Origin of the sequence: Mesorhizobium hunchu (assembly GCF_040081975.1) — a bacterium.
GTDB classification, from domain to species: domain Bacteria; phylum Pseudomonadota; class Alphaproteobacteria; order Rhizobiales; family Rhizobiaceae; genus Mesorhizobium; species Mesorhizobium hunchu.
Window position 1 is genome coordinate 48,300 of record NZ_JBEBMG010000003.1, and the last position, 22,010, is coordinate 70,309.

The following is a 22,010-nucleotide window of genomic DNA, read 5'->3' on the forward strand; positions in this document are numbered from 1 at the left end:
CCGTCGTGAAACCACGGCTTCCCTCGTCCGCGCGGCATTGCCGGCGAAGCGGGGCGGGCATAAAGCCGGGGCCATGAGCGAACCTTCCGAGTCGCGGACCGACCACCCGTTCCCCGTCGAACGCGCGCCCTATCTGCGCTTCGTCATCCCGCTGACAGTGGCCATAGCGTTCCTGATGGAGCAACTGGACACCACCATCATCACCACCGCCCTGCCCGACATGGCCGCGAGCCTGGACACGACGCCGGTACGGCTCAATCTGGCGATCACCACCTACATCCTGACGCTTGCCGTCTTCATTCCCGTCAGCGGCTGGTTCGCGGACCGCTTCGGCGCACGACGCATTTTCGCGTTGGCCCTGTTCATCTTCACGGTCGGGTCGGTCCTGTGCGGCCTGGCCCAGAGCTTCGGCATGCTCTTGGCGACGCGGGCGCTTCAAGGCCTTGGGGGCGCGATGATGACGCCGGTCGGCCGGCTGATCCTCCTGCGCTCTTTTCCGCGCGCCCAACTCGTCACCGCCATGACCTACATGACGCTTCCCGCCATCATGGGTCCCGTCATCGGCCCGCTGCTCGGCGGCGCGCTGACCACCTATGCCTCCTGGCGGTGGATCTTCTTCGTCAACATCCCCTTCGGCGCTCTCGGCATCGTGCTGGCCCTGCGTTTCGTTGAGGAAGTCAGGGACGGCACCCGGCAGAAGTTCGATCTTCCGGGTTTCCTCATGGTCGGGGCCGGTGTCGCGTTCCTGCAGTTCGGGCTGGAGAATATCGGCCACCCCACGCTTCCCAGGAGTTGGGTGGGATTGATCCTCGCGGCCGCTATCCTGCTGCTTCTGGCCTTCGGTCGCTATGCGAAGAGCGTCGCAGCGCCCGTCGTCGACCTCGGCCTGTTCGGCTCGCGCGCCTTCGGCGTCGGCACGCTGGCGGGAGGACTATGCCGGATCGGACTGAACGGCGTGCCCTTCATGCTGCCCCTGATGCTGCAGGTCGGCTTCGGCATGAGCGCCGTAGGCTCCGGATCGATAACATTCGTCGGCAGTTTCGGCGCGCTGATGATCCGTCCCATGCTCTCGGCGCTGCTCCGCAGGTTGGGTTTCGCCAGGATACTGATCGGCAGCGCCGTCATGGGGTCGGCGGTGGTAGCCGGATTTTCCCTGCTCGAGCCCGACACGCCGCACTGGGTGCTGATCGTCTATGTCGCTCTGTTCGGCCTGGTCCGTTCCGCGCAGTTCATGACCTCCAACACGCTCTCCTATGCCGACCTGCCGGCCGAGAAACTCAGCCGCGCAACCAGCATGGGAGGCGTCCTGCAACAGCTCAGCGTCTCCTTCGGCGTGTCAGTCGGCGCAACCCTTCTCGGGTTGGTATCGCTGAACGATCCGATGCCGACGCCGGCGCATTTTCATGAAGCGTTCCTGCTGGCCGCCGTCATTCCCCTGCTGTCGATCCCGGGTTTTCTGCTGTTGCGCCCGCAGGATGGCGCCCAGGTCAGCGGATACCGGCCAAGGCGCTGAGCCGGTCAGAACGGCAAGGACGGCAAGGACGGCAACCAAAAAGCAGAAGCCGCCCGGCGGGAACGCCCGGGCGGCCTGGAGATGAAGTTGCGATGCGACTACATCGTCTTCTTGGCGTCGGCCTTCTTCGGAGCGACCTTCGAGGCGGCCTTCTTGTGCTTCTTGATGATCTTCTTGTGCACGACCTTGTGCACAGGCTTCTTGGCCGTGCTGGCGGCCGGCGCGGTGGTCGAGGTGGCTGCGGCGGTCGAGGCGGCGGCATTGGCACTGACGGTCATCGGCAGCGAGAAGGCCAGTGCGATGGCGATGCCGGCGGCGGAGAGGAGGGTCTTGTTCATGGGTCGGTTCCTTTGTTCGCAGATCTGGCGGAGCTTCACGGATCGGTCGGTATCACTCCAAGGAGCTTCAAAGCGTCGGCGAGCATGCGGATTCCCTGCGCCTGTTTGCGTTCGGAGCAGTACCGTTTCGCCTTCTTTTGAAGCCCCTTCGCCTCGGCGACCTGCATGGCCTTGGCGTGGGTTTCGATAGCCTCGTCGACCTGTCGACTGAGCCTGTTGCAGCGTTCGCTCCGGGTCATCGTTCCCCTTGCGTCGGACGGCCCGGCGGCGAACACGGCAAACGACATGCCGATGAACACCAATCCGGAGCAAAGTCTGCGCATGGTCGGTTCCTGAAACCCGGAACATCTTCGGCAACCGGCCGTCCGGCTGCCGTGGGACAAGCTTATGCCGTTGATTTCTTTCGTCCGTTTTTCCGGATTGTTGAATTTTGTTTCCGGATTGTTTCCCGCCCGGCTTTTGCCGGAGACGGCCTAAATTAAGCCCGAAACAAGGCGGCAAGGGACGGTCTGCGAGCCACATATCAACGGCGACAAGCGATGAAGCCCGACGCCCACGTTCTCATCGTCGACGACGACAGGGATATCCGCGACCTGTTGCAGGAATTTTTCAACAAGCGCGGCCTGAGGGCGTCCGTCGCCGCCGACGGCGATGCGATGGAGGCGGTGCTGCGCCGCAACCCCGTCGACCTGGTGATCCTCGACGTCATGCTGCCGGGCCGCAGCGGGCTGGAGCTCTGCCGCGAAATCCGCGCGCGGCAGGCGACGCCGATCATCATGCTGACGGCCGTCAACGAGACGACGGATCGCGTGGTCGGCCTCGAACTCGGCGCCGACGACTACGTGCCGAAACCGTTCGACCCGCGGGAACTGCTGGCGCGTGTGCGCGCCGTGCTGCGCCGCAACGGCGCGAAGGAGGACAAGCGCCCGCCGGCGCGCCAGATCTGGCATTTCGCCGGCTGGACGATGGACTGCTCGCGCCGCCGCCTCGTCGCGCCCGGCGACGTGCGAATCGAGCTGACCGCGGCTGAATTCAACCTTCTTCATACGTTCGTGCGCAGCGCCCAGCGCGTCCTGACAAGGGACCAGCTCATCGAGCTTTCCGGCGGCGACGGCGGCATCAATTACGACCGCTCGATCGACATCCTGGTATCACGGCTGCGGCGCAAGATGGAGGACGACCCGAAGAAGCCGACCCTGATCCAGACGGTGCGCAGCGGCGGCTACCAGTTCATTCCCGAGGTGACCAGCGAATGAGGCGCCTGCTGCCGCAGACCCTGCCGGTCTGGGTGTTGCTGATCGTCATCGCAGGACTGCTGGTCAGTCAGGTGACGACGCTTTTCCTGGTCGCTCGCGACCAGGCCGCCTCCAGCGACGTGGTCGACTATTATCGTCTCAACGACCGCGCCTTCGCCGTCGTGCAACTGCTCCATTCGGCCACGCCGCAGGCGCGCGCGGCGATGGTTTCAGGGCTTTCCAACAACGGCTATTCGCTGAGCGTATCCGACCGGCCGGCCGTCGCCACTTCGATCGCCCAGGACGACGAGTTGGCAGAGCTGGAGGACATACTGGTCGCGCGCCTGACCCGTTTCGGCGTGACAGAAGCGCGTGTGCGCCGTGACCGCGCGCCCTCCTTCGAACGCAGGTCCGGGCACCAGCCGGCAGACACCGACATCGGCGATGTCGAGAAGGATCTGCTGACGCTGACCGCCGGATTCGCCAAGGGCCGCGAACTGACGGCCTCGATCCAGTTCGCCGACGGGCAATGGCTGAACTTCTCCGAGCCGATCATTCCGCCCGGCCCGGTGCTGAGCCCGGAGAGCCTGCCGCTCTACGGCGTGGTCGCGGCCCTCGTGGTCGCCATGTCGGTCTGGTCGATCCGCCGCCTCACGGCGCCCTATCGTGTCATGGAAAGCGCGGTGAAGCGGATCGGCGAAGACCTGAAGAGCCAGCCGCTTGCAGAAACCGGAAGCCGCGAGACGCGCACCGCCGCCCGCGCCATCAACACCATGCAGGAACGGTTGCGGGACTATGTGGAGGGTCGCGAACAGCTTGCCGCCGCGCTCGCCCACGATCTTCGCACGCCGCTGACGCGCATGCGCCTGAGGCTGGCGCTGCTGCGCGCCTCCCGGGTGCGCGAGGCGCTGGCGCACGACCTCGCCGACATCGAATCCATCGCCAGCTCGGTGGTCGACTTCGCCACCTTCGAGGTGACGGAGGAAAAGGCCGAGCGACTGGATTTCCTGTCGCTGGTGCAGTCCATTGCCGACGCCTATCCCGAAGTCACGCTGAACGAGGCGGACCTGCCGTCACGGACGCTTGTCTGCCTCGCCCGCCCGGTGGCGCTGAAGCGCTGCGTCACCAACCTTGTCCAGAACGCGGTGACCTATGGCCACAAGGCCGAACTGTCGCTGCGCCATGACGATGCGCGCGTGACCCTGCTCATATACGACGAAGGTCCCGGCATCCCCCAGACCAGACTTGATTCGGTGTTCCACCCCTTCGTGCGGCTGGAAGGCTCGCGCAGCCGCGAAACCGGCGGCCTAGGCCTCGGACTGGCGATCGCGCGGGCCATAGCGCGCAGCGCCGGCGGCGATATCCGCCTGTCCAACCGCCCGGAGGGTGGCCTGGAGACGCAACTCACCCTGCCGCTGGCGGCTTGAGGGTTTTCGCCGCTCCCGCCGACTGCGGAGAAGGAAAGCGTCATCGCCGAGGGCTTCCACCCCGCTCGCCGGCCCATTCGGCAATCGCCGTCGCGACGGCGGCGAGATTGTCGTCAGGCTTCAGGCCATCCGACTTGCGCGGCTTGAGATCGTGGTCGCCCGGAAACCAGCGGATCGATATGGCCTTCGACAGGCTATAGGTATCCACCTCGTCTTGGCTGCCGAATGGGTCGCGCGTTCCCTGGCAGATCAGCGCCGGGCATGTCAGCCCTTCCAGATGCGCGGTGCGCAGCTTCTCCGGCGATCCCGGCGGATGGAAAGGATAGCCGAGGCAGACGAGGCCGGCGACCCGGCCGTCCGCGAAGAGGTCGTCCGCCACCATCGACGCCACGCGCCCGCCCAGCGACTTCCCGCCGATCAGCAGTCGCCCGGACGCCCGTACCGCATCGACTGCGGCCCGGTATTCGTCCATCAGTCTTTCGGCCCTGGGCGGCGGCTTGCGCTGGCCAGAGCGTCGCGCCGCCATATAGGCGAATTCGAAACGCACGGTGCGGATGCCCTGTCCAGCCAAGTGCCCGGCCACGGCCTGCATCCAGTTCGAGTCCATCGGCGCGCCGGCGCCGTGGGCAAGCAGGAGGGTGGTTTCGGCGTCGCTAGGGCCTGAAAGGAGAAAATCGGGCATTATGGCTCCCCTTTCGTCTCCCCCGAAGGGAGAGGCGAAAGCCGCGTCACCGCCGCAGCACCGCGCTCAGCACGTCCCGCACCCCGATCGCGCCGACGAAACCGGAGTGGTCGTCGAACAACGCCACCGGCGCCGTCTGCGAGCGATGGATCGCCAGCATCACGGTCTTCAGCGACGTGCCGGGCGTCGCCCAGAACACCTGCCCGCCGTCGGCGGGCCGCTGCTCGATATCGTCGCACGACACCCAGTCGACCGGCTTGCCGTCGCGCTCGGCCGCGATCACCAGGCCATGACCGTCGAGCTTGAAGCGCGTCGTCTGGCGCCGGTCGAGCCAGATCCAGCCGTCGCCGTCCTTCTTCAGTTCGTGCAGGGCGCGCATCACGTTCCATGCCGTCAGCACCGAAAGCGGGTTCACGTTGGAGATGAACTCGCGCACATAGTCGTTGGCCGGCTGCAGCACGATGTCCTCGGGCGTGCCGGTCTGGACGATGCGGCCGCCTTCCATGATGGTGATGTGGCTGCCGATCTTGAGCGCTTCCTCGAGATCGTGGCTGACGAAGACGATCGTCTTCTTCAACTCCGCCTGGAGTTGCAGCAGCTCGTCCTGCAGCTTGGTGCGGATCAGCGGATCGAGCGCCGAGAACGGCTCGTCCATCAGAAGGATCGGCGCCTCGGTGGCGAAGGCGCGCGCGAGGCCGACGCGCTGCTGCATGCCGCCGGATAGCTCGTGCGCGTATTTCTTCGCCCACGGATCGAGATTGACCAGCTTGAGCTGCTTGGCGACTCGCTCCCGGCGCTCGGCCTCCGGCACGCCGGCAAGCTCGAGGCCGAAGCCGACATTCTCCTCCACCGTGCGCCACGGCAGCAGGCCGAACTGCTGGAACACCATCGCCACCTGCTTCTGGCGCAGGCGGCGTAGCGTGGCGTCGTCGCAGGTCACGACGTCGACCATGCGCTCGCCGTCCCTGACCAGCACCTCGCCGCGCGAGACCACATTGAGGCGGTTGACGGCGCGCAGCAGGGTGGACTTGCCCGAGCCGGACAATCCCATCAGCACCGAGATCTCGCCCTCGTTCACCGTCAGGTTGGCACCGGCGCAGCCCAGCACGTTGCCGGTCCTTTCCAGGATTTCGGCGCGCGAGGCGCCGGCATCGACCATTTTAAGCGCTTCGCGCGTGTCGGACCCGAAGACGATGTCGACATTCTTGAAATCGACCGCGACGCTCATTTCTTGCCTCCCACGCCGATACGGGTCATGCGGTCGAGCACGATGGCGAGCACGACGATGGCGAGGCCGGCTTCAAGCCCGAGGTCGATCTTGCGCGAACCGAGCGCGCGGTTGATTTCGGTGCCCAGCCCGCCGGCGCCGATCAACGCCGCGAACACCACCATCGACAGCGACAGCATGATCGACTGCGTCAGCCCCGCCATGATGGTCGGCAGGGCGGAAGGCAGCTCTACCTTCCACAGGAGCTGGCGCCTTGTGGCGCCGAAAGCCTCGCCCGCCTCGATGATGGCCTTCGGCACCGACGTGATGCCGAGATGGGTCAACCTGACCGCGGTCGGAATGACGAAGATGATGGTGACGATCAGGCCCGGAGCGTTGCCGAGGCCGAAAAGCGTCAGCACCGGAATGAGATAGACGAAGGTCGGCAGCGTCTGCATCAGGTCGAGGATCGGCTGCATGATCCTGTAGACCTTGGGCTTGTGGCCGGCCCAGATGCCGAGCGGCACGCCGATCAGCATCGAGAAGAAGGTGGCGGCCACCACCAGCACCAGCGTCTGCACCGTCTGCTTCCAGAGCCCCTGGTTGAGGATGAAGACCAGGCCGATGAAAACGCCGAATGCCAGCGTCTTCGATTTCTGCAACCACCAGGCAAGCAGCGCGATCAGCGCGGCGAGCAGCACCGGCGGCACGACGAGAAGTCCGCTGACCGCACCGTCGAGCACCGCGTTGAGGCCGCTCGAAATGCCTCGGAAAAACGTATCGAAATGGTCCGTCAGAAAATTGAAGAAGTCCTTGCCCCAAGTCCCGATCGGGATCTTCCAGGCGGCCAGGAATTTTGAAACCGGATCCATTACGCCCCTCTCCACCGCTTGCTGCGGTCGTCTTGTTCAGGTCCGTCATCCATTCGACGGACAAAGGGCGGCCCGCGACGGAGCCGCCCTTGCTTCGATCTCATGCAGCCGGCATCCGACTCAGCTTCCGAGCGCGGTCTTGATCGCCGCAGCGGCATCGCCACCGTCGAAGGTGGTCACGCCCTGGAGCCACGGCCCGACGACGTCGGGGTGCTTCTTAAGATAGTCGGTGGCGGCCGTGTTGGCGTCGGCGCCGTCGAGGATCGCCTTCATCATCTCGCCTTCCATTTCGAGATTGAACTTCAGGTTCTTGATGAAGGCGCCGGCATTCGGGCATTCCTGCAGATAGCCCTTGCGTACGTTGGTGTGGACGGTGGCGGCGCCGAAGCCGGAATCGCCCATGCCGTCGAGATAGGTGATCTTCATGGCGCCCATCACCGGGTGCGGCGTCCAGCCGAGGAAGGCGATCCACTCCTTGTCCTTCATCGACTGCTCGGCCTGGGTCAGCATGCCGGCCTCTGAGGACTCGACCAGTTCGAAGCCGGAGAGGTTGTCGGCCGGGTTCTTGATCATGTCCAGGATGATGCGGTTGCCGTCATTGCCGGCCTCGATGCCGTAGATCTTGTGATCGAACTTGTCGGCGAACTTGCCGATGTCGGTCAGCGTCTTGACGCCGGCGTCCGCCACATAAGTCGGCACGACGATGCCGTAGCCGGCGCCCGACAGGTTCTCGCTGATCGTCTCGACCGAGCCGTCGGCGGTGTAGTCCTTGATGTCGTTGGTCATCGACGGCATCCAATTGCCGAGGAAGACGTCGAGATCCTTGTTCTTCAGCGAGGCGTAGGTCACCGGCACGGAAAGCTGGATGACCTGCGGATCGTAGCCCAGCGCCGTCAACAGCACGGAGGCGACGCCGGTGGTGGCCTGGATGTCGGTCCAGCCGACGTCGGAAAGGCGCACCGTCTTGCAGCTTTCGGCATCGCCCGCGAAGGCGCTTCCCGTAGCCAGTCCTGAAGCCAGGAACGTCGCCACGCCCAGGCCGGCGACGAAAGTCTTGAAACTCGACATCGATTGTTCTCCCATTGTGATGGCTCCGCAGCGGGGCCGCTGCGCGATTCTTCTCAGGCTGTCCGCCTTCGTCTTCAGCCAAACACCATTTTGGTGCTCTTTCAAGAAGCGCAACTGCACGAGCGGCGGCGCCGGCTGGCCGAACAGCGACACGCCTCTTCCTTTTTGGTGGATGGCCTGGGCGTGCCTCTCCCCGCCGCCGTCCGCTTGCGCTTAAAAGGACGGATGGCCAAGCTCTACTTCCATTACGCGACGATGAACGCCGGCAAGACCACCATGCTTCTGCAGGCGTCCTACAATTACCGCGAGAGCGGCATGGCCACCATGCTGTTCGTCGCCGGGCACTACCGCAAGGGAGACCGCGGCCTGATCTCCTCGCGCATCGGCCTGGAGGCGGAGGCGGAAATGTTCCGCGATGGCGACGACCTCTTTGCCCGTATCGCCGAGCATCATGAGCACACAAGCATCCACTGCGTCTTCGTCGACGAGGCGCAGTTCCTCGAGGAAAACCAGGTATGGCAGCTCGCCCGTATCGCCGACCGCCTCGGCATTCCCGTCATGTGCTACGGCCTGCGCACCGATTTCCAAGGCAATCTGTTCTCGGGTTCGCGCGCGCTGCTGGCGATCGCCGACGATTTGCGCGAGGTGCGAACCATCTGCCGCTGCGGACGCAAGGCGACGATGGTCGTGCGGCTCGGCCCCGACGGCAAGGTCGCCAGGCAAGGCGAGCAGGTGGCGATCGGCAAGGATATCTACGTGTCGCTTTGCCGCCGCCATTGGGAAGACGAGATGGGCAGGTCGCGCCCGGAAGATATGATCGGATTCGCCAGGCCTTAGCAGGGATTTCCTATAACCTGCTGTGAACGCTAGGAAAATCCGTCAAGACGTGAAAGTTGGCTAACGTTAGCCTATATAACCCGCAGGGTGACGATGGCCGCTTTCGCGGCCTGTTTTGTTTGCACCCAATCAACCGAGAAGGAGAACGAGAGCATTGCGGGTACTGGTACGCGATAACAACGTCGAGCAGGCCATCAGGGCGCTGAAGAAGAAGATGCAGCGCGAAGGCATATTCCGTGAAATGAAGGCGCGCCGCGCCTATGAGAAGCCGTCCGAGAAGCGCGCCCGCGAGAAGGGGGAAGCGGTGCGGCGCATGCGCAAGGCGGCGCGCAAGCTGGCCGTCCGCGAAGGACTGATCGCCGGCCCGGTCAAGAAGCCGCGCCCGGCGGCCGCTCCACGCAAGCCGCAGTCCGCGGCCTGACGAGACCTACGGCCTCTATCGGAACAAGGAAGGCTGGCGCGGTGCGTCCGGCTCCGGACGATGTCCGGGCAGAACGACGTCGTCGCACCGCCTCCCTCCGTCTGCACCCATCGTCCTGTCGGCCAGGTTTGCGCGGACAGTTCCAAGCAGGGCGCCAGGCAGCGCCGTGACCTTGCCGCGTTGAACTTTGCTTCCCTTCACCGTATGGCCTCCCTATATTCGCGGTCGCGCGCCGCGCGCGGGTGACATTCAAACGGAGGGGTGCCATGGCGACGTTGCAGAATTTCGATACCGAGATTGCCAGGACCAAAAAGGTCGTCGAGGACATGCGCTCGAAGATCGAGCAGTCCGGCACCGTGCTCGATACGCTCGCCGACGCCGACAAGGCGATCGGCAACGCCAATTTCGACATCGAGAACGCCCGCATCCAGGACGTGCTGGCCCAGCAGAAGACGATGGAGGCGAACATCGCCGACCTCATCATCGGGCTGGAGGACGCCACCAACGTGTTCGGCGCCGAATTCGAATCGATGAAGAACTACACGGGCTGGGAAAAGTTCGTGGGCATCTTTTCCAAACAGCGCCAGCAGCGCCTGCGCACCGACCGCGTGCGCAACATGAGCCTCGCCGGCAATCTCCAGGAACTGCTTTCCAAGTCCGACACCATCGTCGGCATCCTCAAGGCGCAGAAGGACATTCTCGACCAGCGCTACAAGACGTCCGAGACCAGCCTCGGCCAGGTGATCGAACGCCGCAAGGCGACCATCGAGACCCTGACGGCCACGCAGAAGCGCATCGAGGAACTCAACCCTCTGCTGCTCGACATCGAGAACAAGATCGCCTCTTCGACCAGCCAGACCGAACGCACGCAACTGGAAGGCGAGCGTTCCAAGATGGCGACCGAATACAACGAGAAGCAGGCCAAGGAGCAGGAGCTTCTGGCCGAGAGCCAGACGCTGGAACGCTACACCTCGATGTTCCAGACCTTCGTCGATTCGCTCAACAACCAGATCGCCGCGCAATCGACGCTCATCAACAAGCTGACCATCGACACCGAGCAGCGCATCGTCCTCTACAAGGCGCTGGAGGATTCGCTGAAGACCGCCGCCCAGCAGGATGTGGCGCACAAGATCAATACGCTGGGCTCCAAGGTGGATACCACGGCCGAGGAGACGATGGCCGGCATCGGCGCGGCATCGCAGAAGCACATCGGCGACCTGCTCGAACTGCACGAGAAGAACATGGTGGCTTCCGCCGACATCCAGCGCCGCAAGAAGCTGGCCGACGACGCCTTCGCCCGTCGTTTCGAGGAGGTGATGAGGAAGCACAACGCCGCCGACTATGTGAGCCAGTCGTAGTCCGTGCAAGTGCAGCAAGCGTTGCGCTCTTCCATGACCCCCGCCGACGATCCCGCCGAGCGCTATTTCGCCGCCATTACCGCGGCGCTCGCGGGCCTCGAGATCTTCATGCGCGACGACCGCTCGCCGCTCTACCGCCACGGCATCGTGGCGCGGGTCGTGGCCGAATACATCGCGCGGCTGGAAAAGTCCTTCGCCTGCTGGCGCAACCGGCTGGGGTTCATTGACACGTTCCGCATCTCGCGCGCCGAAAGCGGCTTCCCCGTCTTCCAGAACCTGCTCGAGCTGGAGAACGACCGCCGTCAGGCCGACCAGCGGCTGGCAAACATCCCCCAGCCGGCCGAGCTGCGCGCGGAGATGGCCGACTTCATCCTGCGTCACAAGGAATTCCCAGCCGCGCTCCAGAAGTCGATGGCCGAGCGCCTCTACCTGGAAGACATAAAAACCGGCGCGACCTTCGGTCCCTTCACGCTGGCGCAGACCGCCAAGGTGTCGGTCAATCCGAAGACCATGCGGCCCTACTACCTTGTCCATTGGGCGACCTTCGACGGCACCGCCAACCTGCCGCTGGTCTATATGGTGACCGTGGAGGACTCTTCCGAAGGATTGGTGGGACAACTCGTCGACGCCAACGGCAAGCTCAACGAGAAAGTGGAAATTCCCCTGCCCGTGGATGGCTTGCTCAATCCGGAGCTGGCGCATCGCTTCGACGATTTCACCGAGAAGAACTCGGCCTATTCGCTGTCGCCGCTGACGATCGCGATGAATCTCGACAAGGACTTCCCCGACCTTCACCCCAAACAGTTGCGCCGCGTCGTGCTGGGGCCTTTCTATTCGGCGGGCATCACCCAGAACAATTCGGTCGTGGCCGACGTGCTGGCGAAAGTGCGCAAGCCCGAAAACGCCTGGCTGCTCACCTGGACGATCCAGGAAGTCTATTCCAAGGCGGAGAAGCCCGGCCGCAAGGGACTGTGGTCCAGCCAGCCGGCCGAGGAGGAATTCTTCATCGACACCGACGACCTGGAAGCCACGCGTCAGGGCGTCTCATCCTACGAGAACCACGCGCTCGTGCCGCACGAAGCCTACCAGGCGCTCTATGCCGCCGGCGAGGCGCAGAAGACGTTCGCCGGCTACAAGGTGCACATCCTGTCGAATGGACAGGTGATTAGTGACGTGTGAGCAGGGAAATACCCCCTCCACCATGCTTCGCATGGTCCCCCTCCCCCGCTTCGCAGGGGCGGATCCAGCGCCGCCGAGTATCCTCCCCCGTTCACGGGGGAGGTGGCCCGAAGGGCCGGAGGGGGTATTTCGCTACTTGGGGCGGAGGAAAACATGGATACCGGCCTGACCACCATTCCCGAAGCGGCGATCGAGAAGCACCGCGCCACCGCGCAGAGCTTCATCACCCGCGTCGTCGTGCTGGAAGACCCCGCGCGCGAGTCGGGCACCGCTCTTGCCGGCACCAACCGCCGCTTCGTCTCCACCGTCTCGACCGGCTCCGTGCGCCGCACGCGCGAGGTGGAACTTTCGAAGGCCGTCCAGGCGGTTCACCCCGACGACCAGTTGCTGACCATCCCGCAACACACCCTGCTCTACCGCGCCCGCCGCGGCATCCAGGTCGCGCTTGCGGTCGCCGACACCTTCGCCGAAGGTACCGATCTCGAAAGCCTGCAGGCGAAGAACGCCCGCGCGCCCTTGCAGGGCGACGAAGCGGCCGCCTTCAAGAAGCTGCTCACCGCTTCCGGCTACATCGCCGCCTTCGCGCTGGCCGCCTATCTCTTCCAGTTGATCGATTCCGACGGAGAGGCACCCAACGATACACCCGAACCGGATTTCCTGTTCGACACGCCGCAAGACGCGGTGAAATCGCTGGTCGCCGGGCTCGACAGCGCCATTGCCGGCTCCAAGGACGACGCCGATCTCCTCACCCGTGCACGCGCTTTCGCCCGCACGGCGATCGACGGCCTGCTCCAGCGCAAGGCCCGCTTCGACGGCGCGCTCGGCGCCTTCGAGAACACCCACATCCGCATCGACGGCGACGATTTCACCCTCGACGGCTTCGACGTCGCACCGGGCAAGAAATCGAAGCCCTTGGTGATGACCTTCAAGAAGCCGGAAGAGGTCGTCGGCAATCACATCGCCAAGTACCAGTCCGTAAAACTCGCCAAGATGCTGATGGCCTACGACTTCGACCGTCAGATGAACCCGTTCGTGGAACTGGGCGGTTTCCTGTTCACCTTCATCGGCGATGGCGCGCCCGGCACAGGCAAGACGACGCTGATCCAGATGATCGCCGGCCTGCTCGACAATTACTGCAATGTGGCCGGCTACCCTTTCGTCTACGAGAATTTCGGCGTCGACCAGATCTCCTCCTACCAGGGCAAGTCCGGCCAGAACTGCCGCCAATTCATCGAGGATGTGCTCAACCCGCGCGCCATCGGCTTCGGCACCATCGACGACATCGACCAGGTGGCCGCCAAGCGCTCGGACGACCGCGCCTCCGCCGGCCAGCAGGAGATCACCGGCGTGCTGATGGACGCCTTCGCCGGCGCCTCCACCGTGGTGCGCGGCAACTGTTCCTTCGGCATGTTCTCCAACTATCCGGAAAACGTCGACGACGCGCTGCGCCAGCGCGCCGGCGCCCGCTGGCTGGTCGACGGCCCGCAGACGCTCGACGACTACATCGACATCTTCGTGCTACTCGCTGGAAAGAATCACGAAATCCCGCTCGGCGACCACAAGCTTTACGCCGCGCAGGAAATCCAGCGCGCGGTGGCCGAGGAATACGGCTCCTATGCGAAGCCGCATGAAGATGGATTGAGGAAAATCTACGACCGCTTCGTTAATGAGGTGGGAGAACCGAAGACGCTGGCCGACATCGGCAACTACCTGCACCTCATCAAGGAAGCGGAGCCGCGCTTCACCGGCCGCGCCATCAAGAACGTCACCGACGCGATAAAAATGCGGGCGATGGACATCGAACTGCCGGACGAATGGTTCGAGACGCCCGAGACGTTCATGCACAAGCCCTACGACGACAAGAAGGCGATGATCGAGGAATTGCGCGGGCCGTTCGACATGGCAATGGTCATGCAGGAGATCAACCGTTACGCCGACTCCGAGTTCCGCTACGCCGATCGCTCCGACGACACGGCGGTGGACAAGATGCTACGCGACGCCCGACTGCGGGAAAGAGCGGCCAAGGAAATGGAGGAGCTGAAGAAGAAGGGGCTGTGGAATGCATGAGGCGGTGCGACGCCTCTTGCCCCTACCCTCTCCCCGTAGAAAGCTAGGAGAGAAAGTCGCCGACGTTGGCGTTCCCCTCTCCCCGTCCTTCACGGGGAGAGGGTAAGGGTGAGGGGCAATCTTATGCGGGGACCTCGAAAAGCTCGTACCGAACGCGCTCGCTCATTGCGTAAGGCTGACAATGACGCTGAACGTGCACTGTGGTCTGATTTAAGAGGCCGGCAGGTTTGCGGCGCAAAATTCACCAGACAGCTTCCTATCGGCCCGTACTTTGCTGATTTTGCCTGCCGCGAAAACCAGTTGGTTGTCGAACTCGATGGCAGTCAACACGCCGAAAGCACATATGATCGACGCAGAGATGACTTCATGATCGCGGAAGGTTGGTCAGTGCTGCGATTCTGGAACGCCGATGCGCTGAGGGAACGCAACGCGGTCATCAATACGATCATTGCCGCCTTGGAGCGACGACTGGCGCCCGTTGAAGCGCCGGACCTGCGTTTCGTCGCCACCTCAACTTATCGGGAAGACTTCGCATTAGCCGACCGCGTTGCCCCTCACCCCTACCCTCTCCCCGTGAAGGACGGGGAGAGGGAGTCGCCGACGTTGGCGTCCTCTTCTCCCCGCGAACGGGGAGAAGGAAGATGAACCGCTTCCCCCTTCTGCGCGACAACGACCTCATCTACGGCCGCTTGCTGACCGTCGATGAGCCGCATCTCGTCGAGCGCTACAACAAGGCATTGCAGGCCTTCGGCCTGCCGGCGACGAAGCTGAAAAGCTTTGAGATCGACCGCACCGGGTTTTCCCCTCAAGTGGCCGAGGAACTGGACGACGCCAATTATCTCGATCCCAACGAGGTCAACCGCCGCTTCATCATCCTCACGCCGTCGCAGATCAGCCTGCCGGTGGTGCACACCGCTTTCTCGAATACGTCCCAGCTCATGTTCGAGTTCATGAGCGCCAACCAGCGCGCCATCGACGCGCTCACTATCAAGGACGTGATCTACGGCGAGATCGAGGATTCGGTCTCCAAAGTGGAGGACATCGAGGACCTGCTGTCCATCAACCAGGTCGAATTCAAGGTCCTGTCGGCCGAGGACGTGCTGGGCAAGGCGGCGGAACTCGCCACGCTGACCGACCGGCTGAAGCAGGAGCCGGACGCCTGGCGCGACGACGCCATGCTGAAGCGCATGGTGGAACTGGCCAAGGTCTGCGGCGACATCCGCGAGAATGCGCTGGTGCCGGACCAGGTGATCTTCCGCCACAACGCCTATTGGACGTCGCATTTCGGCGGCCTCTACGTCTTCGTCGATCCGGACATGACGACGGTGATCTCGGATCCGGCGGCGCCCGGCTTCCGCCGCTCCCGTCCTTGGCAGGTCTCGTACCTGTCGATCCGCGACGCGGACGCCGTGTTCAGGTTCCTCGCCTCGACCGGCCGCATCGAATTGCCGCGCGCCTCCTGGATCGAGCAGTCCGGCTATCTCGAGCACCGCGCCGAGATGGTGGTGCGCGGCCTGATCCGCGACGCCGAACCGAAACGCAACCTTTCCGAAGTGGACAAGGTCTGGTTGCAGACCTGGATCCATGCCCATGCCGACCTCATCGCCCGGGATGGCAACTTCCCCTTCCTCAATGCCGCCAAGCGCGAGATCAAGCAGGTCGGCCAGTTGAAGATCGACGACGTCGCGCCGGCACAGCGCTTCCTCGTCGTGCGGGCGAAGCCGGATCACCCGGATGCCTGGCTGACCAACCGTCTGATCTCCGATTTCGTGCCGTCGGACTTCGTCTCCCGCTATATCTTCAACAAGCAGGGCTTCTACCGGGACTACGAGGGTTTTTCGCAAGGCTGGCGCGCGCATGTTGTCGATGTGCTCAAAACCACATATCTCAAGGACAAGGTGGGTTTTCGCGCTCGGCTCTACGGCTTGGCAAACTGATTTGAAGAGGGGACGCGTGTGCTTGATCCGGTCGTGAACTTCTTCACCCGCCTGTTCCAGTGGATCGGCCGCGGCATCGGCTTCATCATCGGCGTCGTCCTGTGGCCGTTCATGTGGGCAGGCCGCTGGTACGGCCAGCGCGGCTGGATCCTCAAGGGCGGCATCGGCCTGGTGATCCTCATCCTCCTCGGGTTCTACGGGAGGTTCTTCTACATCACCCAGTGGTGGAACGCCTTCGATCCCGATTATCCGGCCGCCGAGGTCGCCGCCGCCGGCACCGCCGGCGCGGGCGAACCGGTTCAGCCCGAGCAGTCCGGCGATGCGCAGAACCTGACGACGGCAACGCAACCCACGAGCTGCAAGCCGTCGGCGATCGCCGCCGTCGCCGCCGACCTGATCGATTTCAACGTCAACCGCAACGCCTGGATATCCTCGACCCTGCTGTCGAAGGCCGGCCTGTTCGGACTGGACTGGCGCCGCACCCCCTTCTTCGACAACAAGGCCGCCTTCCAGCTCGGCATCAACCAGGTCCTGCGCCGCACCACCACCGAACTCGTCGATACGCTCGGGCGCGTGCGCGGCACCTCGCAGATAGACGAGAACCTGCAGAAGGCGCGCACGGCGCTGGCCTGGGACGAGACCGCCTGGTACATCGGCTGGCGCGGCCCGACCCGGCCGACGCCCAGCGTCTACCGCGAGGCCATAGCGGACCTGCGCACCTTCAACACCAGCCTCGAGCAGTGCAAGGCGACCTTCGACCCGCGCGCCGACAATCTGATGTTGTTCCTCGACCGCATCGCCTCCGACATCGGCTCGACCTCCGACATACTGCGCGCCCGCATCGAGGCGTCGGACGCCGGCTGGTTCGATCCGCGCGCCGATGACCGCTTCTGGTTCGCCTACGGCCAGCTCTACGCCTACTACGGCATCCTGACCGCCACCCAGTCCGACTTCGCCAACGTGATCGCCGAGCGCAACCTGAAGACCCTGTGGGACCGGATGGAAAGCCAGCTGCGCGCCTCGCTGGACGTTCAGCCCTGGATCATCTCCAACGGCGACGAGTCGAGCGCGTTCTTCCCCTCGCATCTGGCGACAATGGGCTTCAACCTGCTGCAGGTCCGCTCGAACATCGTCGAATTGCGATCCGTCCTCGACAGGTGAATGGTGAATGGTGAAAGGTGAATGGTGAATGGTGAATGGTGAATGGTGAATGGTGAATGGTGAATGGTGAATGGTGAATGGTGAATGGTCGGATTGCAGGGTTATCCGACCTGTAAAGCCGAATCTCCCTTCCATTCACCATTTTACCATTCACCACTCACCACCTGCCCTGTCGCTTTTCGCGCATTGCGCGCCTGTTTTGAGACGGCGGCGCATGGTGCTGTCGGGCTTCTATGCGCCACGTCGAGGGCGCCTGCCGCCCCGTCTCGCCAAAACGTCGAAAAATGGGAGCGCCGTCATGGCCGAAGTGAAATCCGACATCGCAATCGCGCGCGCGGCGAAGAAGAAGCCGATCCTGGAGATCGGCGCCAGGCTCGGCATCCCGGCCGAGCAGATGGTCCCCTACGGCCACGACAAGGCGAAGATTTCGGCCGAGTTCATCAAGTCGGTGCAGAAGAACAAGGACGGCAAGCTGATCCTCGTCACCGCCATCAACCCGACACCGGCTGGCGAAGGCAAGACCACCACCACCGTCGGTCTCGGCGACGGGCTGAACCGCATCGGCAAGAAAGCGATCATCTGCATCCGCGAGGCTTCGCTCGGACCGAACTTCGGCATGAAGGGCGGGGCCGCCGGCGGCGGCTATGCGCAAGTCGTGCCGATGGACGACATGAACCTGCATTTCACCGGCGACTTCCATGCCATCACCACAGCGCACAACCTGCTGTCGGCACTGATCGACAACCACATCTACTGGGGCAACGAACTCGGCATCGACACCCGCCGCGTCACCTGGCGCCGCGTCATGGACATGAACGACCGGGCCCTGCGCGAGATCGTCTGCTCGCTCGGCGGCGTCGCCAACGGCTACCCGCGCGAAGCCGGCTTCGACATCACCGTCGCCTCCGAGGTGATGGCGATCCTGTGCCTGGCACGCGACCTCAAGGACCTGGAAAAGCGCCTCGGCGACATCATCATCGCCTACCGCCGCGATAAATCGCCCGTCTTTGCCCGTGACGTGAAGGCCCACCGCGCCATGGCGGTGCTGCTCAAGGACGCCATCCAGCCGAACCTGGTGCAGACGCTGGAGAACAATCCCGCCTTCGTGCATGGCGGCCCGTTCGCCAACATCGCGCACGGCTGCAACTCGGTGATGGCGACCACCACGGCGCTCAAGCTCGCCGACTACGTGGTGACGGAAGCCGGCTTCGGCGCCGACCTCGGGGCGGAAAAATTCTTCGACATCAAGTGCCGCAAGGCGGGCCTCAAGCCGGCGGCGGCCGTTATCGTCGCCACAGTGCGCGCCATGAAGATGAACGGCGGCGTCAAGAAGGAGGACCTCGGCGCGGAAAACGTCGAGGCGGTGAAGAAAGGCTGCCCGAATCTCGGCCGCCATATCGAAAACGTGCACCAGTTCGGCGTACCGGTGGTGGTGGCGATCAACCACTTCCATTCCGACACCGAGGCCGAGATCAAGGCCCTGCAGGACTTCGTGAAGGAACTGGGGGCCGAGGCGGTGCTGTGCAAGCACTGGGCGCACGGCTCGGCCGGCATCGAGGAACTGGCGCACAAGGTAGTCCAGCTTGCCGAATCCGGCGCTTCGCAGTTCGCTCCCCTCTATCCCGACGACATGCCGCTGTTCGAGAAGGTCAACACTATCGTCCAGCGCATCTATCGCGGCTCGGAGGCGATCGCCGACAAGTCGGTGCGCGACCAGCTCCACACCTGGGAACAGGCGGGCTACGGCAATCTGCCGGTCTGCATGGCCAAGACGCAGTATTCCTTCTCGACCGACCCGAACCTGCGCGGCGCGCCGACCGGCCATACCGTGCCGGTGCGCGAGGTGCGCCTGTCGGCGGGCGCAGGTTTCGTCGTCGTCATCTGCGGCGAGATCATGACCATGCCAGGCCTGCCGTCCAAGCCGTCGTCGGAGAACATCTTCCTCAATGAAGACGGCAACATCGAAGGACTGAGCTGACCGTCGGGCGGCCGGCTCCGGCCGGCCTTTCGCCTTGCGCCGGCCACCAGTGTGTCCGGCGCAATGCTGCTTTGCGGTAAACACAGTTGTGGTCCGGCGCGCAAATCGCGAAGAGTGCCGCTTCAATCGATTTGTCGGACAAGACCATGCCGCTGCCCATCCTGGCGCTCGCCATCGCTTCCTTCTGCATCGGCACGACGGAATTCGTCATCATGGGCTTGCTGCCCGAGGTCGCCGCCGACCTCGGCGTCGGCATTCCCGCCGCCGGTCTGCTTGTCACCGGCTATGCGCTGGGCGTGGTCGTCGGCGCGCCGATCATCGCCGTCGCCACGGCCAACATGCCGCGCAAGCCGGTCCTGGTCGCCCTCGCCGCCCTTTTCGTTCTCGGCAACCTCTTGTGCGCCGTCGCGCCCACCTACGGGCTGCTGATGGCCGCGCGCATCGTCACCGCCTTCGGCCACGGCGCGTTTTTCGGCATCGGTTCCGTCGTGGCGGCGAGCCTGGTGCCGCCGGGAAAGCAGGCCAGCGCGATCGCCCTCATGTTCGCCGGCCTGACCCTCGCCAATATCCTCGGCGTGCCCGGCGGAACGGCGCTGGGCGAAGCCTTCGGATGGCGCTCGACCTTCTTTGCCGTGGTGCTGATCGGGCTTGCGTCGGTCGCCGCGATCGCCTGGCTGGTGCCGGCCAATGTGGCCCGCCCGAGCGGCGGCGGTCTCCTTGGCGAAGTCCGGGTGCTCGGCAAGCTCCAGGTCTGGCTCGCCATGCTGATTTCGGCGCTCGCTTCGTGCAGCCTGTTCGCCGTCTTCACCTATGTCAAACCGTTCCTGACGGACGTCTCCGGGCTTTCGACCGAGACGGTCACCTGGGTCCTGCTGCTGTTCGGAGGCGGCATGACCATCGGCAACATCATCGGCGGCCGCCTTGCGGACTGGAAATTGATGCCGACCGTGATCGGCACGCTGCTTCTGCTGGCCGCCTTGCTTGCCAGTCTCGCCCGCTTCGGCGGACATCCCGCCTATGCGGTCGCCGCCGTTTTCGTCTGGGGCATGCTGGTCTTCATCATCATTCCGCCGCTGCAACTGCGCGTGGTCGGGACGGCCTCCGAGGCGCCCAATCTCGCCGCCACCCTCAACCAGGGTGCTTTCAACGTCGGCAATGCCGTCGGCGCATGGGCGGGCGCGACAGCACTCACCGCCGGCGTCACCTATCAGGGCCTTCCTTTCGTCGGCGCGGCCATCGCGCTGATCGCCGTGGCCGTCGCGCTGTTCTCGCAGCGCCTCGACCGGCACTTGCCCGCCACGCCCCTCGCTTGCCCGGCGCAATAGGCCGCCGCGCGTCCTGACGGGCGCGCCGTAACGATCCCCTTTGCTTTACGGCACAGGACGGAAGCCGGGACGCCGGTTCCGGCCGATGCGCGGGCTGCACCGGCAAAGCCCTGCCGCTGGACCACTCGACACCACGCCGCCGAACCGGCAAGTGTTGCCTTCGCAAGATGGAGGTTCGAGATGGAAAAGACGATCGAGAAGCTGACCGGCGACACCGAAGGTGTAAGCTACGAATTTCCGGTCTTCCGCTTTGTCGGTTCGGACAGGGCGGCACCCCGCGCCTATCTGCAGGCCGCGCTCCATGCCGGCGAACTGCCGGGCACCGTCGCCATCGACGCGCTGATGCCGAAACTGGCGAAGGCGGAAGCGGAAGGCCGCATCCGCGGCTCCCTCACCGTCGTTCCCTGGGCCAACCCGATCGGTCGCGCCCAGTACCAGTTCGGCGACCACCAGGGCCGCTTCCATTCCGGCACCCGCACCAATTTCAACCGCGACTTCCCGCTGGTCGACCGTCCCGATCCGGCGCTGATTCCCGAGAGCGATCTAGCCACCGTCGACGAAAAGCTGAAGGCGCGCCTGCTCCAACTCTCGCTCGGTCACGACATCGTGCTCGACCTGCATTGCGACGACGAGGGCGAGCCATATCTCTACGTCCCGGCGGAGTTGTGGCCCGCGATGAGCGATTGCGCGGCTGCCATGGGTGTTGCCGGCGTGCTTCTGTGGAAAGGCGAAAGCGGCGCGGCATTCGAGGAAGCCTCTTTCCATCCGCACCTCAAAGCCGGCACCGCGACCGACAAGCTCGTCGTAACGACAGTGGAATACCGCGGCATAGCTGATGTCTACCGCGTCACCGCCGAAGGCGATGCCGAAGGGCTCTATCGCCTGCTGGTGGCGCGCGGCGTCATCGTCGATCCTGCCGTGCCTACGCCCGGTCCTTTCAAGGGTGTCGTCGCCCCCTTGGAAAACGTCGATATGATGCCCGCGCCGAAGGCCGGCGCCATCCTCTACGACGTCAAACCGGGCGACCGCGTCAAGAAGGGCGACAGGCTCGCCACCATCGTCCACAAGCCGGGCGAGCCTGACGGCCATGCCGAGGTGATCGCACCGCAGGACGGCTTCATCCTGACCCGCCGGTCGCATCGCATCACCCGCGCCGGTGACGATCTCGTCAAGCTCCTGGGCGCCTCCAGAAGCGCCGATGCGCGCTCGGGCGCGCTCGAGGACTGACGGCCGTCACGCACATTCCTCACGGAAAATCGCGGCCGCTTACAATCGCGTGAGCGGCCGGTAACAGAGCGGACCCTGCCGCATTCGCGCCACAAAGCGGGCGATCCTCCGCGACGCACCAAGTCGCCAAGACTTTGCAAAAAAACAATTAATTTCAACCTTTCGCGGGAGGACCCAT

Annotated in this window: 19 protein-coding genes and 1 pseudogene; 14 read left to right on the forward strand and 6 right to left on the reverse strand. The window is 64.3% G+C overall.

The genetic code is table 11. The features are described 5' to 3' along the window. The first annotated feature begins 73 nt into the window (after positions 1-73). Entirely contained in the window at positions 74-1,513 is a 1,440-nt protein-coding gene (locus ABMA46_RS07000; RefSeq protein ID WP_348998609.1) for a DHA2 family efflux MFS transporter permease subunit, read from the forward strand. Positions 1,514-1,611: 98 nt separating this feature from the next. Here ABMA46_RS07000 and ABMA46_RS07005 read toward each other — a convergent pair whose 3' ends face one another. Continuing rightward, positions 1,612-1,851 carry a hypothetical protein gene (locus ABMA46_RS07005; protein WP_348998610.1) on the reverse strand — a complete coding sequence of 80 codons (240 nt, stop codon included), beginning with the start codon at positions 1,849-1,851 and terminating at the stop codon, positions 1,612-1,614. Positions 1,852-1,886: 35 nt separating this feature from the next. Beyond that, positions 1,887-2,174 carry a hypothetical protein gene (locus ABMA46_RS07010; protein ID WP_425475703.1) on the reverse strand — a complete coding sequence of 96 codons (288 nt, stop codon included), beginning with the start codon at positions 2,172-2,174 and terminating at the stop codon, positions 1,887-1,889. A gap of 216 nt (positions 2,175-2,390) precedes the next feature. Here ABMA46_RS07010 and ABMA46_RS07015 point away from each other — a divergent pair, with 216 nt between their 5' ends. Beyond that, entirely contained in the window at positions 2,391-3,107 is a 717-nt protein-coding gene (locus ABMA46_RS07015) for a response regulator (RefSeq protein WP_348998611.1), read from the forward strand. After that, positions 3,104-4,513 carry an ATP-binding protein gene (locus tag ABMA46_RS07020; protein WP_348998612.1) on the forward strand — a complete coding sequence of 470 codons (1,410 nt, stop codon included), beginning with the start codon at positions 3,104-3,106 and terminating at the stop codon, positions 4,511-4,513. The genes ABMA46_RS07015 and ABMA46_RS07020 overlap by 4 nt, the downstream gene beginning before the upstream one ends. Before the next feature lie 40 nt (positions 4,514-4,553). Here ABMA46_RS07020 and ABMA46_RS07025 read toward each other — a convergent pair whose 3' ends face one another. The 4 genes from ABMA46_RS07025 to ABMA46_RS07040 form a co-directional block, all read right to left on the reverse strand. Continuing rightward, entirely contained in the window at positions 4,554-5,198 is a 645-nt protein-coding gene (locus ABMA46_RS07025) for an alpha/beta hydrolase family protein (RefSeq protein WP_348998908.1), read from the reverse strand. 43 nt (positions 5,199-5,241) lie between these two features. Continuing rightward, positions 5,242-6,423: a choline ABC transporter ATP-binding protein gene (choV, locus tag ABMA46_RS07030; protein WP_348998613.1), complete on the reverse strand. Its 1,182-nt coding sequence runs from the start codon at positions 6,421-6,423 to the stop codon at positions 5,242-5,244. After that, on the reverse strand, positions 6,420-7,274 hold the full coding sequence (gene choW, locus ABMA46_RS07035) for a choline ABC transporter permease subunit (protein WP_348998614.1): 855 nt from the start codon (positions 7,272-7,274) through the stop codon (positions 6,420-6,422). The genes choV and choW overlap by 4 nt, the downstream gene beginning before the upstream one ends. 120 nt (positions 7,275-7,394) lie before the next feature. Further along, a complete protein-coding gene (locus tag ABMA46_RS07040) occupies positions 7,395-8,342 on the reverse strand; it encodes a choline ABC transporter substrate-binding protein (RefSeq protein ID WP_348998615.1) in 948 nt (315 codons plus the stop codon). Positions 8,343-8,567: 225 nt separating this feature from the next. Between ABMA46_RS07040 and ABMA46_RS07045 the strand changes: the two genes are divergently transcribed. The 11 genes and pseudogenes from ABMA46_RS07045 to ABMA46_RS07095 all read left to right on the forward strand — a co-directional run bounded on the left by ABMA46_RS07045 (position 8,568) and on the right by ABMA46_RS07095 (position 21,832). Beyond that, a complete protein-coding gene (locus tag ABMA46_RS07045; protein ID WP_348998616.1) occupies positions 8,568-9,179 on the forward strand; it encodes a thymidine kinase in 612 nt (203 codons plus the stop codon). Between the two features lie 154 nt (positions 9,180-9,333). After that, positions 9,334-9,600 (forward strand): 30S ribosomal protein S21, encoded by a 267-nt coding sequence (rpsU, locus tag ABMA46_RS07050; protein WP_348998617.1) that lies wholly within the window; start codon positions 9,334-9,336, stop codon positions 9,598-9,600. 266 nt (positions 9,601-9,866) lie between these two features. Continuing rightward, positions 9,867-10,958 (forward strand): hypothetical protein, encoded by a 1,092-nt coding sequence (locus ABMA46_RS07055; RefSeq protein ID WP_348998618.1) that lies wholly within the window; start codon positions 9,867-9,869, stop codon positions 10,956-10,958. A gap of 33 nt (positions 10,959-10,991) precedes the next feature. Beyond that, on the forward strand, positions 10,992-12,137 hold the full coding sequence (locus ABMA46_RS07060) for a hypothetical protein (RefSeq protein WP_348998619.1): 1,146 nt from the start codon (positions 10,992-10,994) through the stop codon (positions 12,135-12,137). A 153-nt stretch (positions 12,138-12,290) separates the two neighbouring features. Next, positions 12,291-14,204, forward strand: a complete 1,914-nt coding sequence (locus ABMA46_RS07065) for an AAA family ATPase (RefSeq protein ID WP_348998620.1) — start codon at positions 12,291-12,293, stop codon at positions 14,202-14,204. 123 nt (positions 14,205-14,327) lie between these two features. Next, positions 14,328-14,708, forward strand: a pseudogene (locus tag ABMA46_RS07070) (endonuclease domain-containing protein); the annotation flags it as partial. 137 nt (positions 14,709-14,845) lie between these two features. Continuing rightward, positions 14,846-16,141, forward strand: coding sequence for a DUF6638 family protein (locus ABMA46_RS07075; protein ID WP_348998621.1), 1,296 nt, complete (start codon positions 14,846-14,848; stop codon positions 16,139-16,141). Positions 16,142-16,159: 18 nt separating this feature from the next. Further along, positions 16,160-17,302: a DUF2333 family protein gene (locus tag ABMA46_RS07080; protein WP_348998622.1), complete on the forward strand. Its 1,143-nt coding sequence runs from the start codon at positions 16,160-16,162 to the stop codon at positions 17,300-17,302. 298 nt (positions 17,303-17,600) lie between these two features. Beyond that, positions 17,601-19,280, forward strand: coding sequence for a formate--tetrahydrofolate ligase (locus tag ABMA46_RS07085; RefSeq protein ID WP_348998623.1), 1,680 nt, complete (start codon positions 17,601-17,603; stop codon positions 19,278-19,280). A gap of 146 nt (positions 19,281-19,426) precedes the next feature. Then, entirely contained in the window at positions 19,427-20,605 is a 1,179-nt protein-coding gene (locus ABMA46_RS07090) for an MFS transporter (protein WP_348998624.1), read from the forward strand. A 180-nt stretch (positions 20,606-20,785) separates the two neighbouring features. Next, positions 20,786-21,832 (forward strand): M14 family metallopeptidase, encoded by a 1,047-nt coding sequence (locus tag ABMA46_RS07095; RefSeq protein ID WP_348998625.1) that lies wholly within the window; start codon positions 20,786-20,788, stop codon positions 21,830-21,832. Positions 21,833-22,010: the final 178 nt, after the last annotated feature.